Source organism: Streptomyces sp. NPDC050732, assembly GCF_040654255.1.
Classification (GTDB): Bacteria; Actinomycetota; Actinomycetes; order Streptomycetales; family Streptomycetaceae; genus Streptomyces.
In genome coordinates this window covers 86,948-102,799 of the sequence record NZ_JBFAHP010000003.1, presented here as the reverse complement: position 1 = coordinate 102,799, position 15,852 = coordinate 86,948, and the positions used below count along the sequence as shown (strand labels likewise).

At 70.1% G+C, this 15,852-nt stretch carries 12 protein-coding genes; 9 read left to right on the top strand and 3 right to left on the bottom strand.

The features are described 5' to 3' along the window. Positions 1 to 78 precede the first annotated feature (78 nt). The 4 genes from AB0H82_RS03890 to AB0H82_RS03875 are packed head-to-tail and all read left to right on the top strand — an operon-like array spanning position 79 to position 7,480. Positions 79 to 1,986, top strand: a complete 1,908-nt coding sequence (locus AB0H82_RS03890; RefSeq protein WP_362988457.1) for an ABC transporter ATP-binding protein — start codon at positions 79 to 81, stop codon at positions 1,984 to 1,986. Continuing rightward, positions 1,983 to 3,764 (top strand): ABC transporter ATP-binding protein, encoded by a 1,782-nt coding sequence (locus AB0H82_RS03885; protein WP_362988455.1) that lies wholly within the window; start codon positions 1,983 to 1,985, stop codon positions 3,762 to 3,764. Before AB0H82_RS03890 ends, AB0H82_RS03885 begins: the two co-directional genes overlap by 4 nt. A gap of 45 nt (positions 3,765 to 3,809) precedes the next feature. Further along, positions 3,810 to 5,684 (top strand): ABC transporter ATP-binding protein, encoded by a 1,875-nt coding sequence (locus AB0H82_RS03880; RefSeq protein ID WP_362988453.1) that lies wholly within the window; start codon positions 3,810 to 3,812, stop codon positions 5,682 to 5,684. Further along, on the top strand, positions 5,681 to 7,480 hold the full coding sequence (locus tag AB0H82_RS03875) for an ABC transporter ATP-binding protein (RefSeq protein ID WP_362988451.1): 1,800 nt from the start codon (positions 5,681 to 5,683) through the stop codon (positions 7,478 to 7,480). The genes AB0H82_RS03880 and AB0H82_RS03875 overlap by 4 nt, the downstream gene beginning before the upstream one ends. A gap of 41 nt (positions 7,481 to 7,521) precedes the next feature. On the opposite strand, the gene AB0H82_RS03870 is transcribed toward AB0H82_RS03875, so the two are convergent. Further along, a complete protein-coding gene (locus tag AB0H82_RS03870; protein WP_362988449.1) occupies positions 7,522 to 8,316 on the bottom strand; it encodes a metal-dependent hydrolase in 795 nt (264 codons plus the stop codon). A 61-nt stretch (positions 8,317 to 8,377) separates the two neighbouring features. Between AB0H82_RS03870 and AB0H82_RS03865 the strand changes: the two genes are divergently transcribed. The 4 genes from AB0H82_RS03865 to AB0H82_RS03850 all read left to right on the top strand — a co-directional run bounded on the left by AB0H82_RS03865 (position 8,378) and on the right by AB0H82_RS03850 (position 13,727). Continuing rightward, positions 8,378 to 10,951: a DUF3516 domain-containing protein gene (locus AB0H82_RS03865; RefSeq protein WP_362988447.1), complete on the top strand. Its 2,574-nt coding sequence runs from the start codon at positions 8,378 to 8,380 to the stop codon at positions 10,949 to 10,951. Positions 10,952 to 10,997: 46 nt separating this feature from the next. Then, entirely contained in the window at positions 10,998 to 11,900 is a 903-nt protein-coding gene (locus AB0H82_RS03860) for an acyl-CoA thioesterase II (protein ID WP_362988445.1), read from the top strand. Positions 11,901 to 11,937: 37 nt separating this feature from the next. Then, positions 11,938 to 13,119, top strand: coding sequence for a winged helix DNA-binding domain-containing protein (locus tag AB0H82_RS03855; RefSeq protein ID WP_362988822.1), 1,182 nt, complete (start codon positions 11,938 to 11,940; stop codon positions 13,117 to 13,119). 134 nt (positions 13,120 to 13,253) lie between these two features. Further along, positions 13,254 to 13,727, top strand: coding sequence for a tetratricopeptide repeat protein (locus tag AB0H82_RS03850; protein WP_362988443.1), 474 nt, complete (start codon positions 13,254 to 13,256; stop codon positions 13,725 to 13,727). A gap of 51 nt (positions 13,728 to 13,778) precedes the next feature. Here the strand turns inward: AB0H82_RS03850 and AB0H82_RS03845 are convergent, their stop codons facing one another. Beyond that, a complete protein-coding gene (locus tag AB0H82_RS03845; RefSeq protein WP_362988441.1) occupies positions 13,779 to 14,735 on the bottom strand; it encodes a DUF6397 family protein in 957 nt (318 codons plus the stop codon). A 112-nt stretch (positions 14,736 to 14,847) separates the two neighbouring features. After that, complete coding sequence (locus AB0H82_RS03840; RefSeq protein ID WP_362988439.1) at positions 14,848 to 15,261, bottom strand: roadblock/LC7 domain-containing protein; 414 nt, start codon at positions 15,259 to 15,261, stop codon at positions 14,848 to 14,850. A 92-nt stretch (positions 15,262 to 15,353) separates the two neighbouring features. Between AB0H82_RS03840 and AB0H82_RS03835 the strand changes: the two genes are divergently transcribed. Next, entirely contained in the window at positions 15,354 to 15,782 is a 429-nt protein-coding gene (locus AB0H82_RS03835) for a PPOX class F420-dependent oxidoreductase (RefSeq protein WP_362988437.1), read from the top strand. Positions 15,783 to 15,852 lie beyond the last annotated feature (70 nt).

The window sequence follows — 15,852 nt, the reverse complement described above, 5'->3', positions numbered from 1 at the left end:
TTGTAACCGCCGTCCGCTCCTTCGGGTTCCTCGTCGGAGCGACGCCGCCGCACCTAGTCCACCTAGTCCTGGGACATCATGCAGATTCGCGACCTTCCGTATCCCGACCCCGGTGTGCCCGATGTCCGGTCGGGGCCGCGCTTCCTGCTGTGGCTGGGCCGCAACCAGCTCGGCGGGCAGCTCAAGTCTCTCGCCTGGGGCCTGCTGCACTTCAGCTCCATCGCGGGCCTGCCCTACATGGTCGGCGTCGCCGTCGAGGCCGTGCTCGACCGCTCCGGCGGACGACTCGCCCTGGCGGGCGCGCTGATCGGCCTGCTCGGCGTCGGCATCGCGGTGGGCGACACCATGCTGCACCGCACCGCGGTCACCAACTGGATCACAGCCGCGGCGCGCGTGCAGCAGTTGCTCGCCCGCAAGACCGCCGCGCTCGGCTCCGCGCTGACCCGGCGCGTCGCCGCCGGTGAGGTCGTGGCCGTCTCCACCGGTGACGTCGAGAAGATCGGCTGGTTCGTGGAGGCGCTGTCGCGGTTCGCGGCGGCCGCGCTCACCGTCGTCCTGATCTGCGTCGGTCTCGTCATCTACCAGCCCGCCCTCGGTGTCGTCGTCGCTGTCGGCATTCCGGTGCTCGCGATAGCCGTGCTGCCGCTGCTGCCCCGCGCCACGCGCCGGGCAGACTTCCAGCGCGAGAAGGCGGGGCGGGCCACCGAACTGGCGTCGGACACCGTCGCCGGGCTGCGGGTGCTGCGCGGCATCGGCGGCGAGGAACTCTTCCTCGACCGCTACCGCCGTGCCTCGCAGGAGGTCCGCACGGCCGCGGTGCGCAGTGCCCGGATGTGGGCCGTCATCTCGGCGATCCAGATCCTGATGCCGGGGCTGCTGCTGATCGCGGTCGTCTGGCACGGCGTGCACCTTGCTCGCGAGGGCCGCGTCACCGTGGGCGAACTCGTCACCGTCTACAGCGCCATCATGATGCTCAACTACCCGCTGCGGCACTTCGAGGAGATCGCCATGGCGTACTCCTTCTCCCGCCCCTCCGCGAAGCGAGCGGCCCGGGTCCTCGCCCTGGAACGGACGGCGCCGAAGGGTGCGGGCTCCGGGGATATGGACTCTTCGGCAGATCCTTTGTCGGCGTCTGCGGCGGAATCTGTGGCGGAGGCTGCGGCGGACTCTGTGGCGGGTGGCTCGCCTGCGCCTTCCGGTGACCTGTACGACCCGGCGACGGGCCTGCTCGCCCCGGCGGGCCGCCTGACCGCCGTGGTGTGCGGCGACCCGGACGAGGCGGGGCGGCTCGCCGAACGGCTCGGCGGGCACCCCACGTTCGACGATGCCGCGGGCCTGCCGTCCGTGCGTCTCGGAGACGTACCGCTGGACGACCTGCCGCTGGCCGCCGCCCGCACCGCCGTGCTGGTCCAGGACAAGGACCCGGTCCTGCTCTCCGGCACCCTTCGCGCCCTCCTCGACGTACCGGCGTCGGGCGCGGTCAGCCCCGAGGAGGCACTGGCCGCGGCGCAGTGCTCCGACGTCCTGGACGCGCTCGCGCAGGCGTCGGTGGACGACGGCCCCATGGCCGCCTACCTCACCGAACGCGGCCGCTCCCTCTCCGGAGGCCAGCGCCAACGCCTCGCCCTGGCCCGTTCACTGGTCACCGACCCCGAGGCGCTGGTACTCGACGAGCCGACGTCCGCCGTGGACTCGCACACCGAGGCCCGGGTCGCCGACGGCATCCGGCAACTGCGCCGGGGACGCACCACCGTGGTGCTCACCTCGTCACCCCTGCTCCTCGACCGTGCCGAGCGTGTCGTCTTCCTGGCCGACGGCGAGGTCGCGGCAGTAGGCGCACACCGCGAACTCGTGCACAGCGAACCGCGATACCGCGCGGTCGTGACCCGCGAGACGGAGACCGAACACACCGAACGCGTCGCCGCGGAGGCCTTGACGGGCTCCTCGGAAGGCCGGACGAATTTCGACATCGAGGAGACGGCATGATCGGCCTGGCGCCCCCGGCATATGATCCGGCGGCCCCCACGACGGCGGAGACCCTGCCCGTCGGCTCGGCCACGACCGTGCGCGACTACGTTCGCGAACTGTTCCAGCGCCACCGCCGGTCCTTCCTCCTCCTCATCCTGGTGAACACGCTCGCCGTCATCGCTTCGATGGTCGGCCCCTATCTCCTCGGCGGCTTGGTCGAGAAGGTCTCGGACGACGCACGGGATCTCCACCTCGAACTCACCATCGGGCTGTTCACGGTGGCCCTCCTCGTGCAGGCCTTCTTCGTGCGCGAGGTGCGGCTGCGCGGTGCGATGCTCGGCGAGCGGATGCTGGCGGATCTGCGGGAGGACTTCCTCGTGCGCTCCGTCGGGCTGCCGCCCGGCGTCCTGGAACGGGCCGGTACCGGCGACCTGCTCTCGCGCATCACCACGGACATCGACCGGCTGGCCAATGCCATGCGGGAGGCCGTGCCGCAGCTCGCCATCGGCGTGGTGTGGGTGGTGCTGCTGCTCGGCGGCCTCGTCGTGACCGCGCCGCCGCTGGCACCCGCCGTGCTCGTCGCCGTGCCCCTTCTCGTCGTGGGCTGCCGCTGGTACTTCAAGCGGGCTCCCTCCGCCTACCGTTCGGAGGCCGCCGGATACGCCGCCGTGGCCGCCGCCCTCACCGAAACCGTCGACGCGGGGCGCACGGTGGAGGCCCACCGCCTCGGCCGCCGCCGCGTCGAACTGTCGGAGCGCCGTATCGCGGAATGGACCGCTTGGGAGCGGTACACCCTCTACCTGCGATCGGTCCTCTTCCCGGTGCTCAACCTCACCCACACGACCGTGCTCTGCTCGACACTGATGATCGGCGGAGTCTTCGTCCTCCAGGGCTGGATCGGCGTCGGCCAGCTGACCACCGGCGTCCTGATCGCGCAGATGCTCGTCGACCCGCTGGGGATCATCCTCAGGTGGTACGACGAACTGCAGGTCGCCCAGGTGTCCCTGGCCCGGCTCGTCGGCGTGCGCGACATCGAGCCGGACGCGGGCGACCCCTCCGTGACTCCGGAGGGACGGCATGTCCTCGCGGACGACGTCCACTTCGGCTACCGCGCGGGCGTCGACGTGCTCCGCGAGGTGTCTCTCGCCGTCGAACCCGGCTCGCGGGTCGCGCTGGTCGGCCCGTCGGGCGCGGGCAAGTCGACCTTGGGCCGGCTTCTCGCCGGGATCTACGGACCTCGCACCGGCCACGTCACCCTGGGCGGCGCCGCGCTGTCGGACATGCCCGCGGAGGCGGTACGCACCCATGTGGCCCTGGTCAACCAGGAACACCACGTCTTCGTGGGCTCCCTGCGCGACAACCTCCTCCTCGCCAGGACCGGAGCGCGGGACGCCGAACTGTGGGCGGCGCTCGGCGCGGTCGACGCGGCCGACTGGGCGCGCGGCCTCGACGAGGGCCTGGACACCGAGGTCGGCTCGGGCGGGTTCGCACTGACGCCCGCACAGGCCCAGCAGATCGCGTTGGCGCGACTGGTCCTCGCCGACCCGCACACGCTGGTCCTGGACGAGGCGACCTCGCTCCTCGACCCGCGCGCGGCCCGGCACTTGGAGCGCTCCCTCGCCCGTGTCCTGGACGGCCGCACGGTCGTGGCGATCGCCCACCGGCTGCACACCGCACATGACGCCGACGTCATCGCGGTGGTCGAGAGCGGCCGGATCAGCGAACTGGGCAGCCACGACCAGCTGGTGGCGGCGGACGGCGCGTACGCGGCGCTGTGGCGGTCCTGGCACGGGTAGGAGGGGCTCTGTTCGCGCCGAAGCAGTAGTAGTTAGGGTTCGTGGATGGCTGCATCGTCCACGGAACCTGGCGTCCCCGATCGGCGCGGGCCGGCCCGCTACCTCTGGTGGGTGACCGTCAGCCAGCCTCGCCGTGTGGCCGCCGGAGCTGTGTTGGGCAGCGCGTGGATGGTCTGCCTGACGCTCCCCCCGTACGTCCTGTCGCGCGCCATCGACGAGGGCCTGCGGGCGGGTGACCGGTCCGCTCTGGTGGGTTGGTGCGCGGCCCTGTTCGGCATCGGAGTCCTGAACGCCTGGCTCGCGATCATGCGGCATCGCACGATGACCCGGATCCGGCTCGACGCCTACTTCCGTACCGTGCGAGTCGTGGTCGACCACGCGACCCGGCTCGGCGCCGCGCTGCCCCGCCGCATCTCGGCCGGTGAGGTCGTCACCATCGGCCACTCCGACGTCGGAGTGATCAGCCAGACCCTCACCGTGACCGGGCCGGGCGTGGGCTCTGTGGTCGCCTACTTCGTAGTGGCCGCGCTGTTGCTGTCCGTCTCCACGTTGCTCGCTGTGGTGGTGCTGGTCGGCGTGCCGCTGCTCGCCGTGTTGATCGGCCCGTTCCTCAGCCGCTTGCAAGGCGCCGAGACGGCCTACCGGGAGCGCCAGGGCGCACTCGCCGCGACACTCGGGGACCTCGCGGGCGGACTCCGCGTCCTCAACGGCCTCGGGGGCAAAGGGGTATTCGCGGCCCGCTACCGCGAGGGCTCCCACCAACTGCGGGACGAGGGCTACCGGGTCGGGTCGAGCATGAGCTGGATCCAGGCCTTCGGTCTCGGCCTGCCCACCCTGTTCCTGGCCGCTGTGACGTGGCTCGCCGCCCGCATGGCCGCTCAGGGCACCATCACTGTTGGCGAGCTGGTGGCCATCTACGGCTACGTCGCCGTCCTCGTGGTGCCGGTGACGTTCTTCATCGAGGGCAGCTACGACATCGGCCGGGGCCTCGTCGCCGCGCGTAGGGTCGTCGACTTCCTGAATCTGGAGCCGCAGTGCTGGGAGAGCGAGAATTCGGAGAATACGGACTCGAAGGGGCAGCAGTCGGAGGAGCCGGGCTCGCAGAAGCCACGTTCCAGGACTGTGGTCCCCAGCCCCAGCCCCAGCCCCAGCCCCGAGAAACCGTCCCTGCTGCGCGATCCCGTGTCCGGCGTCGAGGTCGCCCCCGGTCTCCTCACCGCGCTGGTCTGCGCCCAAGCGTCCGACGGCACGGAGATCGTCGATCGGCTCGGCCGGTTCGCTCCCTCCTCCGTCACATGGGGTTCGGTCCGCCTCGACGCAGTCGCACTGGACGAGGTGCGGGCCCGGATCCTGGTGGCGGACAACGAAGCGGACCTCTTCGCCGGTACCTTGCGTGCCGCCATTTCCGGCCGGTGGTCTCCGGACGAGGCGGCCATCGCCCGCGCGGTCGAGGCGGCCATGGCCCGCGACATCGTCCTCGGCCTCCCGGACGGGCTCGGCGCCCTCCTCGACGCACAGGGCCGCAACCTCTCCGGTGGCCAACGCCAGCGCGTCCGCCTTGCGCGGGCCCTCCTCGCCGACCCCGAGGTGCTCTTGGCGGTCGCCCCCACCTCGGCGGTCGACGCCCACACCGAGGCGAACATGGCGTCCCGTCTCCGCGCCGCCCGCAACGGTCGCATGACCCTTGTCACCAGCACGTCTCCCCTCGTCCTCGACCAAGCCGACGCCGTGTACTACCTGGTGGACGGCCGCGTGGCCGCCGTCGGCCGCCACGCCGACCTGCTGGCAGGTCACCCGGGCTACCGGCGCCTGGTGTCGCGCGGGATCGAAGAAGGCGACGAGGCGGAGAAGCAGCACACACCACAGGGACAGAAGCGCTCCGGGCCCCCCGCCGAGCCGACTCATGAGGCCCTCCGATGACGCCGGCCCGCCGCGAGAACGCGGCCGATCCCGTGACCGGGCACCTGCCCGTGGCCGACCGCCGCCAGGTCCGACAGGCCGCCCTCCGGCTCATCCGACAGGACACCGGCGCCTTCATCACGATGATGGTCTTCAATGCGCTTGCCGCGGCAGCGGGGCTCGCCGGCCCCTGGCTCCTCGGGCGCATCATCAACACGGTCCGGGACGGCGGAGGCGTCGACACCGTCGACCGCCTCGCCCTCGGCATCCTCATCGGCGCCGTCGCCCAGCTCCTTCTGGCGCGCCACGCCCGCTACCTCGCCCACCGCTTCGGCGAGCGGACCCTCGGCCGCATTCGTGAGCAGTTCGTCGACCGGGCCCTCGCCCTGCCGGCCTCCGTCGTGGAGCGGGCCGGAGCAGGCGACCTGACGGCGCGCGGCACCACCGACGTCGCGACCGCCGGGCAGATGCTGCGCGACACCGGACCGGATGTCTTCGTGGCGGCCGTGCAGGCGTTGTTCATCCTCGGCGCGGTCTTTCTGCTGGATCCGCTGCTCGGCGTCTGCGGTGTGGTCGGCCTCACCGGCATCTGGTTCGCCACCCGCTGGTACCTGCGCCGTGCGCACTCCGCCTACCTCAAGCAGGGCACGGCCCACTCCGCACTGGCCGAGGTACTCGCGGCCACGGCCTCCGGGGCCCGCACCGTAGAGGCCCTGCGTCTGCGCCAGCGTCGTGTCGCGGACAGTGAGGCGGAGATCGGGCGGTGCGTCGCCGCCCACGACCGGACACTGTTCCTGCGCAGCGTCCTCTTCCCCTCCATCGACATTGCGTACACCGTCCCGGTCGTCGCCGTGCTGCTCCTCGGCGGGATCCTGCACGACCAGGGCTCCGTGAGTCTGGGCACGGTGGTCGCTTCGGTCCTCTACCTGCAGCAGCTCTCCCAGCCGCTGGACACGATCCTGCAGCAGGTGGAACAGCTGCAGAGCAGTGGCGCCTCCTTCGCCCGGGTCGAGGGCCTGGCCGCCGCACCCACGGGTCCCACCCCTCCCCTTCTCCCCCATGACGGCGCCCCTGAGGACGACCGCATCGAGGTCAACGGCGTGCGCTTCGCCTACAGCGGCTCCGCCGACGTCCTGCACGGCGTGGACCTCTCCGTACAACCCGGTGAGCGCCTCGCGATCGTCGGGCCCTCGGGGGCGGGCAAGAGCACGCTGAGCCGACTTCTCGCGGGGATCGACGCACCGGTCGAGGGCACGGTGACCGTCGGCGGTGTACCGATCGCCGATCTTCCTCCCGATCGGCTTCGTCGTCAGGTCGTCCTCGTCACCCAGGAGCATCACGTCTTCCTCGGCACGCTCCGGGACAACCTCGTCATCGCGGCGGAGTCCGCCACCGATGTCGAGCTGAAGGCCGCCCTCACCGCGGTGGGCGCCGACTGGTCCGACGGCCTGCCGGACGGTCTCGACACCGAGATGGGGCCTGGGGGCCATCGCCTGCACGGAGCGCAGGCACAGCAGCTGGCCCTGGCCCGCGTCGTGCTCGCCGATCCGCACACGCTGATCCTGGACGAGGCCACCGCGCTTCTGGACCCGGCGACAGCGCGGCACACGGAACGAGCCCTCGCCGCCGTCCTTCACGGACGCACCGTCATCGCCATCGCCCACCGGCTGCAGACGGCCCACGACGCGGACCGCGTGGCGGTCATGGAGGACGGCCGGGTGACCGAGCTCGGCACCCACGACGACCTCGTGACGGCCGGCGGCGCCTACGCCGCGCTCTGGCACTCCTGGCACGGCGAGCAGCCGCCGACGGCCTGAGCCGGCGTGCGCGTGAGCGGGCTGCGGACGGGAGTCGTTCCTCAGATGAAGTTGAGCGCGGCCGCGCCGCCCACTCCCCCGAGCAGCATGAACACCGGCATCAGCACCTTGAGCTCGATCCAGCTCCCGGCCCGGAACCGCATCGCCTTCGGCGGCCCGATCGGATACCAGCGCTTGCGGCCGATCGGGATGGGCCACAGGATCGGGCACCCGGAAACGGTCAGCGCGTCCCCGATGTCGTGCACCAGTGCGCCGAGCACGATCGGCAGCCCCAGCCACAGGTACTCCTGGCCGGGTGCGGTGAACATCCAGTCGGAGCCGTTGCCCGGCTTGTCCAGGATACCGGCGAGGATCCAGGCGCTCGTCGCGGCGAGCAGCCAGACCAGGACATCGCTGCTCGACCCGCGGGCGGCCCGCCACAGCAGGCCTTCGATGGCGAGCACCATATGGACGAAGAGGATGCCGAGCACCGCCCAGCGACCGCCGAAGATCGCCAGGGCCGACGCGCCCGCTCCTATCAGCACTGCCCACAGCCAGGTGTGCGTGAGTGTGCGGTGCCCGCCCGAGCGACGCGGGTCCCCCTGCTTGCGGGTCGCCTTGTAGACGGCGTACGAGAGTTTGTCGACGATCTCGCAGAGACCCCGGGAGAGCGGTCCGAAGGCCCGCGAGATGGTCGCCGACTTGTGGTCGAGGTCGGGCGCGAGTGCCGCTCCGGCGCAGATCAGCGCGCCGACGAGGAGGACCGGCCAGGGCATCGTGTGCCCCGCGGCCGCTGCCGCGGCACCGACCCCGAGCCAGGCCGCCGCCCCCGACAGTGAGTGTGCCGGTCCCATCATTGGTGTCGCCCGCCCCATTTCGATTGTTCTGACGCCCCGTTGGCGACACAGCGTAGCGTTCGTGATCTTCGTGGATACCTCCGGTTCCGTGATCGGGCAGGAAGGAAGGCAAGATGGGGGTGTGACCCTTATCGATCAGCTGCCGCCGGACGCCGACCCAGATGCCCTCTTCGAAGCCTTCTCGTCGTGGGCCGAGGACCAGGGCATCACCCTCTACCCGGCCCAGGAGGAGGCACTGATCGAGGTGGTCTCCGGGGCGAACGTGATCTTGTCCACGCCGACCGGCTCCGGCAAGAGTCTGGTCGCCGCGGGCGCCCACTTCACGGCGCTGGCTCAGGACAAGGTCACCTTCTACACGGCGCCGATCAAGGCTCTGGTGTCGGAGAAGTTCTTCGATCTGTGCAAGCTCTTCGGCACCGAGAACGTCGGCATGCTGACCGGTGACGCGTCGGTCAACGCCGACGCTCCCGTCATCTGCTGTACCGCCGAGGTTCTCGCCTCGATCGCGCTGCGTGACGGCAAGCACGCCGACATCGGCCAGGTCGTGATGGACGAGTTCCACTTCTACGCCGAGCCGGACCGCGGCTGGGCCTGGCAGATCCCGCTGCTCGAACTTCCGCAGGCGCAGTTCATCCTCATGTCGGCGACGCTTGGCGACGTCTCCATGTTCGAGAAGGACCTGACGCGCCGCACGGGCCGCCCCACCTCGGTCGTCCGGTCCGCGACGCGGCCGGTGCCGCTGTCGTACGAGTACCGTCTGACACCGATCACCGAGACGCTCACCGAGCTCCTGGAGACCAAGCAGGCGCCGGTCTACATCGTCCACTTCACCCAGGCCCAAGCGGTCGAGCGCGCACAGTCGCTGATGAGCATCAACATGTGCACGCGCGAGGAGAAGGACAAGATCGCCGATCTGATCGGCAACTTCCGCTTCACCACCAAGTTCGGCCGCAACCTCTCGCGTTACGTGCGCCATGGGATCGGCGTGCACCACGCCGGCATGCTGCCCAAGTACCGCCGTCTGGTGGAGAAGCTCGCCCAGGCGGGCCTTCTCAAGGTCATCTGCGGCACCGACACCCTGGGTGTCGGCGTCAATGTCCCGATCCGCACCGTGCTGTTCACCGCCCTCACCAAGTACGACGGCACTCGTGTCCGCACTCTGCGCGCTCGGGAGTTCCATCAGATCGCCGGGCGCGCCGGGCGTGCGGGCTTCGACACGGCGGGGCTCGTGGTCGCCCAGGCGCCCGAGCACGTCATCGAGAACGAGAAGGCGCTCGCGAAGGCCGGCGACGACGCGAAGAAGCGCCGCAAGGTGGTCCGCAAGAAGGCCCCCGAGGGCTTCGTCGCCTGGTCCGAGAGCACCTTCGAGAAGCTGATCGCCTCGGATCCTGAGCCGCTGACCTCCCGGTTCCGGGTCACGCACACCATGCTGCTGTCCGTGATCGCCCGGCCCGGCAACGCCTTCGAGGCGATGCGACACCTCCTTGAGGACAACCACGAGCCGCGCAAGCAGCAGCTGCGGCACATTCGCCGGACCATCGCGATCTACCGCTCGCTCCTCGCCGGCGGCGTCGTGGAGAAGCTCGACGAGCCGGACGCGACGGGCCGCATCGTGCGTCTGACCGTCGACCTGCAGCAGGACTTCGCGCTCAACCAGCCCTTGTCGACGTTCGCCCTCGCCGCCTTCGAAGTCCTCGACCCCGAGTCCCCTTCGTACGCCCTGGACATGGTGTCCGTCGTCGAGTCCACTCTCGACGATCCGCGTCAGATCCTCGCGGCCCAGCAGAACAAGGCGCGGGGCGAGGCGGTGGCGCTGATGAAGGCGGACGGCGTCGAGTACGAGGAGCGGATGGAGCGGCTCCAGGACGTCACGTACCCGAAGCCTTTGGAGGAGCTGCTCTTCCACGCGTACAACACGTACCGCACGAGCCACCCGTGGGTCGGCGATCACCCGCTGTCCCCGAAGTCCGTGGTCCGCGACATGTACGAGCGGGCACTGTCCTTCACGGAATTCACGTCCTTCTACGAACTCGCCCGCACCGAGGGCATCGTCCTGCGCTACCTCGCGAGCGCGTACAAGGCTTTGGAACACACCATCCCGGACGACTTGAAGTCCGAGGACCTGGAGGACCTGATCGCCTGGCTCGGCGAGATGGTGCGCCAGGTCGACTCCAGCCTCCTCGACGAGTGGGAGCAGCTGGCCAACCCCGAGGTCATGACGGCGGAGGAGGCCCAGGAGAAGGCCGACGAGGTCAAGCCGGTCACGGCCAACGCCCGCGCCTTCCGCGTCCTGGTCCGCAACGCGCTGTTCCGCCGGGTGGAGCTGGCCGCCCTCGACCACGTCGAGGAGCTGGGCGAGCTGGACGCCGAGTCCGGTTGGGACGCGGACGCGTGGGGTGAGGCCATGGACAAGTACTGGGACGAGTACGAAGATCTCGGCACCGGCCCCGATGCCCGCGGGCCCAAGCTGTTGCTCATCGAGGAGGATCCTGAGCACGGTCTGTGGCGCGTCCGGCAGACGTTCGCCGACCCGAACGGCGACCATGACTGGGGCATCAGCGCGGAGGTCGATCTCGCGGCTTCCGACGAGGAGGGCCGCGCCGTCGTCCGGGTCACGGACGTCGGCCAGCTCTGAGGGCCCCGAGGATCCGTGTGTCCCGGACAGGAGTCGAGGAACTGTCATGAACAATCCCGCCGACCGACTGGTCGACCTGCTGGACCTTGAGCAGATCGAGGTCAACATCTTCCGGGGCCGCAGCCCGAACGAGTCCTTGCAGCGGGTGTTCGGCGGGCAGGTCGCCGGACAGGCCCTGGTGGCGGCGGGCCGGACCACCGAGGGCGACCGCCCGGTGCACTCGCTGCACGCGTACTTCCTGCGCCCGGGGCGCCCGGGCGTGCCCATCGTGTACCAGGTCGAACGGGTCAGGGACGGGCGCTCCTTCACCACGCGCCGCGTCACCGCCGTCCAGCAGGGCCGCACCATCTTCAACCTCACCGCCTCCTTCCATCAGCCCGAACAGGGCGCCTTCGAACACCAGCTGCCGCCGCGCCTCGCGGCTCCCGATCCGGAGTCGCTGCCGACGGTCGCCGAAGAGATCCGGGAGCACCTCGGCGCGCTCCCCGAGCAGTTGGAGCGCATGGCCCGGCGCCAGCCCTTCGACATCCGCTATGTCGACCGGCTGCGGTGGACCGCCGAGGAGACCAAGGACGCTGAGCCGCGCAGCGCGGTGTGGATGCGCGCCGTCGGCCCGCTGGGCGACGACCCGCTCGTGCACACCTGCGCGCTCACCTACGCGAGCGACATGACGCTTCTCGACGCCGTACGCATCCCGGTGGAACCACTGTGGGGGCCCCGCGGCTTCGACATGGCGTCGCTCGACCACGCCATGTGGTTCCACCGGCCCTTCCGCGCCGACGAGTGGTTCCTCTACGACCAGGAGTCCCCCATCGCGACGGGGGGCCGCGGCCTCGCCCGGGGCCGTATCTATGACCAGGAGGGCCGCCTGCTGGTATCAGTGGTGCAGGAAGGGCTGTTCCGCCCGTACGGGGAGCGCCACATGGACGGTCCGACAGCCGGCGCGTAACCGGTGAAGGGCCTGGAGGGGAGGCGCGGTGCGACGGATCGACGCGGTGGAGCGGCGGGCGAGACTGGCACTGCGCCACCGGCTGACGGTGGACACCAGGACCGACGATCCGGTCGAGGTGGCACGGTCTCTGCTGGCCCTGCACAGCACCGACCCCTCGTCCGTGTACGTCGGCGCCTGGGCCCGCATGCGGGACGGCCAGGTGGCGGACGTGGAGCGCGCGCTGTACGAGGACCGCTCGCTGATTCGCCTGATGGGCATGCGGCGCACGGTTTTCGTGACGTCCCTCGATGTGGCGCCGGTGTTGCAGGCCGCGTGCTCGCGGGCGGTCGCCGCGCGGGAACGTCGCCTTCTCCTGGGGATGCTGGCCGAGTCCGGTGTCGCCGACGACGCGGCCGGGGTGGAGGCGTGGCTGTCGCAGACAGAAGAGGTGGCGCTGCGCGCGCTCAAGGAACGGGGCGAGGCGACCGCCGCGGAGCTCGCGAGTGACGACCCCCGGCTGGCCACCGAGTTGGTCATGTCGCGTGGCAAGAGCTACGAAGGTCGGCAGAAACTGGCCAGCCGACTCCTTCTGCTGCTCGCCGCCGAGGGACATGTGGTGCGGGGCAGACCGCGTGGTACATGGACTTCCCATCAGTACCGCTGGGCGTCGCTGACGGACTGGTTTCCCGGTGGCCTCGCCGACTGGGACACCCGCGAGGCCGAGACGGAGCTCGCCCGGCGCTGGCTCCGGACGTTCGGTCCGGCCACCCCGGATGATCTGCGGTGGTGGGCCGGGTGGACCAAGACCCAGACCAAGCGGGCCTTGACCGAACTGCGCCCCGTCGAGGTCGACTTGGACGGGCTGCACGGGCTGTTGCTCCCCGATGACCTGGAGGAGACCTCCCAGCCGGAGCCTTGGGCGGCTCTGCTGCCGGCGCTGGACTCCACTCCGATGGGCTGGCAGCACCGCGGTTGGTTCCTCGGGGAGCACGGCCCGCGCCTCTTCGACAGAAACGGCAACATCGGCCCGTCTGTGTGGTGGGACGGCCGCATCGTCGGTGGATGGGCCCAGGACAGCAGTGGCGAGATCGTGTGCCGGTTCCTTGAGGACGTCGGTGCGGACGCGCGGAACTCGGTGCGAGCCGAGGCGGAGCGACTCGCCACGCGCCTGGGCGGCGTGCGGCTCACTGCTCGTACCCGGGGGCGTACGTGGCTGGAGGAAGAACTGGCCGCTTGACGGCCGGTGGGCGGGCGCGGGACGGGTTCCGAAAGGCATCTCTGCCTCCGTTCGGGATAGATTCCGGATTCGGACGCGAGCACGAAGGGGACGGGGCGTTGAGCGTTAATCCGAGTGAGGACAGGGATCGGCTGTTGTCGGACGCCGTACGGCTCCGCGAGGAGGGCCGACGCGAGGAGGCCAGGGAGCGGCTCCTCTCCCTGGCGGCAGAATTCCCGCACGATGCGGAGGTCGCGTACCAGACGGCTTGGGTCCACGACACGCTCGGGCTTGAAGCCGAAGCGGTGCCGCACTACGAGCGCGCGCTCAAGGGAACTGGCCTGTCGAACGACGATCGTCGCGGAGCTCTTCTGGGGCTCGGCAGTACCTACCGGGTTCTGGGGCGCTATGAGGAAGCCGTGGCCACACTCGGTCAAGGAGCGGCCGAGTTCCCGGAGGACGGCGGTCTCAAGACGTTCCTCGCCATGGCCCTGTACAACACCGGCCGGACCCACGACGCAATGCAGGTGCTTCTGACGCTGCTCGTGACCACAAGCAAGGACCCTGACATCGCGGGCTATCGCCCCGCCATCGAGGAGTACGCCAAGGACCTGGACGCGACGATGTAGCAACACCGACGATCACCCCGCCCCCGCGTCCGATGCCGTGGTTTCGGCGGACTACGGCCTCCTGCGGCGCAACCACTGCATCAAGCCTCGCGCCTCCTGCACCGAAGCCTCGGCCGATTCGGCGGTCGGCGGCTCCAATTCCGGGACGCGAGCGCCTGCTTCGGGAGTGGGAGGGGAAGCGGGAGCGGGCTGTGGCGTCGGTCGAGGCGCTGGGCGCTCCGCGCGGGCCTGGACGAGGCCGATCAGCAGGCTGGAGCGCAGCCACCGGATCTCGTCGGGATGATCCGCGATCGTGATGGTCTCCACGATCCGGACCGCAGGCGACTCCGGTCCGCCCTGGGTGCGGGACACGGGCTTGAGCCGGCTGAGATAGGCGCGTTCATAGGGGTCCCGGACGATCTCCGCGATCTGTACCGGATCGAGCAGCGAGGCCATCGTGGCGGCGCGCTCCCATGCGTCTTCGGCGTGGCGCAGCAGGGATTCCGCGTACCGACCCCGCCAGTTGCGGGCCCGCAAATCCTGCCCTTCTTCGAGGCGTCCTCGAATCGTCTCCGGCATGCGCCCCTTGAGCAGGACGGCATTGATCTCGGACCCGGCGAAATGACGCAGCTCTTCGGCGAGATAGAGCCAGACAACCACCCTGTAACGGTTGAGGTAGAACTTCACGGGTGTCAGAACACCGGCGCGTGCGAGACGGGTGAAGCGGGCCGTGGTGATCTGCATGAGCTTCGCGCCCTCGGTGGTGCCCACGGCTCTGACGCTCTCTCGCAGCGCCTCGGGGAACCCCTCGCCCCCGCGCACGCGCTCGATCTCCTCATGGGTGACGCGCCGCCGGCCACCGGGCACCTCAGCGACGGTACGGATGCGGCCCAGCATCACGGCCAGATCGAATTCACCCCGCTTCAACCCCAGTTCTTTCGCTGCCCAGGTCGGCGTGACCGTCGGTCGGGTGGTCGTCGTGCCAGTGGATTGCGTGGTGGTGGATTGCGTGATGGTGTCACCGGTCATGGTGGATCCCCCGTGAGATGTGCTTGCTTGCTCTCGGGAAAAACCGTAGCCCGACCACCACGATCCTCGCTTGGCCTGTGGATAACTCTTGACGTGGCAGCGTCAGCGCAGGTCAGAGGTCTACGACTGGCGTGCGTTCGGGTTTCCGTGCGTCCACGGCCAAGTGCTCCCCGACACGGTTCACGAGCAGCGTCATCTCGTACGCGACCTGTCCGATGTCGGCCTCCGCGGAGCTCAGAACGCACAGGCAGCTGCCGTCGCCCGCCGCCGTGACGAAGAGGACCGCGTCGTCGAACTCGATCATTGTCTGGCGCACATTGCCGGCGTGGAAGTGGCGCCCTGATCCCTTGGCGAGGCTGTGCAGTCCGGATGAGACCGCGGCCAGATGCTCCGCGTCCTCCCGCTTGAGGTCCGTGCTCGCCCCGGTCACCAGACCGTCGTTGGACAGCACCAGCGCGTGCCGTACGTGTTCCATCCGCTGGGTCAGGTCGTCCAGCAGCCAGCCGAGCCCCATGCTCTGGCCCATGTTCCCATCTCCCCGTGTCCTCTCCCCCTGGCTGGAGGATCTGACCTGCCAGCCTTCACCACGACCGGCCGCCCGGCAAGCATGATGGGAACATGGCACAGAAGATGACCGACGACCAGTGGCGGGCCTTCGTCTCGCACGGCACCCGAACCGGCAAGCTCTCGACCGTCAGTGCGGACGGCAGTCCGCACATCGCACCGATCTGGTTCCTGCTCGACGGCGACGACCTGGTGTTCAACACGGGTAAGGAGACCGTGAAGGGACGCAACCTCGCACGGGACGGGCGTGTGGCCCTGTGCGTCGACGACGATCAGCCGCCGTTCGCCTTCGTCGTGCTCCAGGGACGCGCGGAGCTCAGCGAAGACATCGAGCAACTCCAGCACTGGGCAGCCCGGATCGGCGCGCGCTACATGGGCGAGGACCGCGCCGAGGAGTTCGGCAAGCGCAACGGCGTCCCCGGGGAACTCCTGGTCCGCGTGCGGATCGACAAGGTGCTCGCGTACGCCGGGGTCTCCGACTGACGGCACACACGGAGTCTCCCGGCTGTGGCTGTGGCTGTGGCTTACCGAGAGTTCCACAGGCTCGCTGGCA

Bases quoted from the DNA above. Each gene is read 5' to 3' on its own strand.
- AB0H82_RS03890 (WP_362988457.1), top strand. From the start codon at position 79: ATGCAGATTCGCGACCTTCCGTATCCCGACCCCGGTGTGCCCGATGTC.
- AB0H82_RS03885 (WP_362988455.1), top strand. From the start codon at position 1,983: ATGATCGGCCTGGCGCCCCCGGCATATGATCCGGCGGCCCCCACGACG.
- AB0H82_RS03880 (WP_362988453.1), top strand. From the start codon at position 3,810: ATGGCTGCATCGTCCACGGAACCTGGCGTCCCCGATCGGCGCGGGCCG.
- AB0H82_RS03875 (WP_362988451.1), top strand. From the start codon at position 5,681: ATGACGCCGGCCCGCCGCGAGAACGCGGCCGATCCCGTGACCGGGCAC.
- AB0H82_RS03870 (WP_362988449.1), bottom strand. From the start codon at position 8,316: ATGATGGGACCGGCACACTCACTGTCGGGGGCGGCGGCCTGGCTCGGG.
- AB0H82_RS03860 (WP_362988445.1), top strand. From the start codon at position 10,998: ATGAACAATCCCGCCGACCGACTGGTCGACCTGCTGGACCTTGAGCAG.
- AB0H82_RS03845 (WP_362988441.1), bottom strand. From the start codon at position 14,735: ATGACCGGTGACACCATCACGCAATCCACCACCACGCAATCCACTGGC.
- AB0H82_RS03840 (WP_362988439.1), bottom strand. From the start codon at position 15,261: ATGGGCCAGAGCATGGGGCTCGGCTGGCTGCTGGACGACCTGACCCAG.
- AB0H82_RS03835 (WP_362988437.1), top strand. From the start codon at position 15,354: ATGGCACAGAAGATGACCGACGACCAGTGGCGGGCCTTCGTCTCGCAC.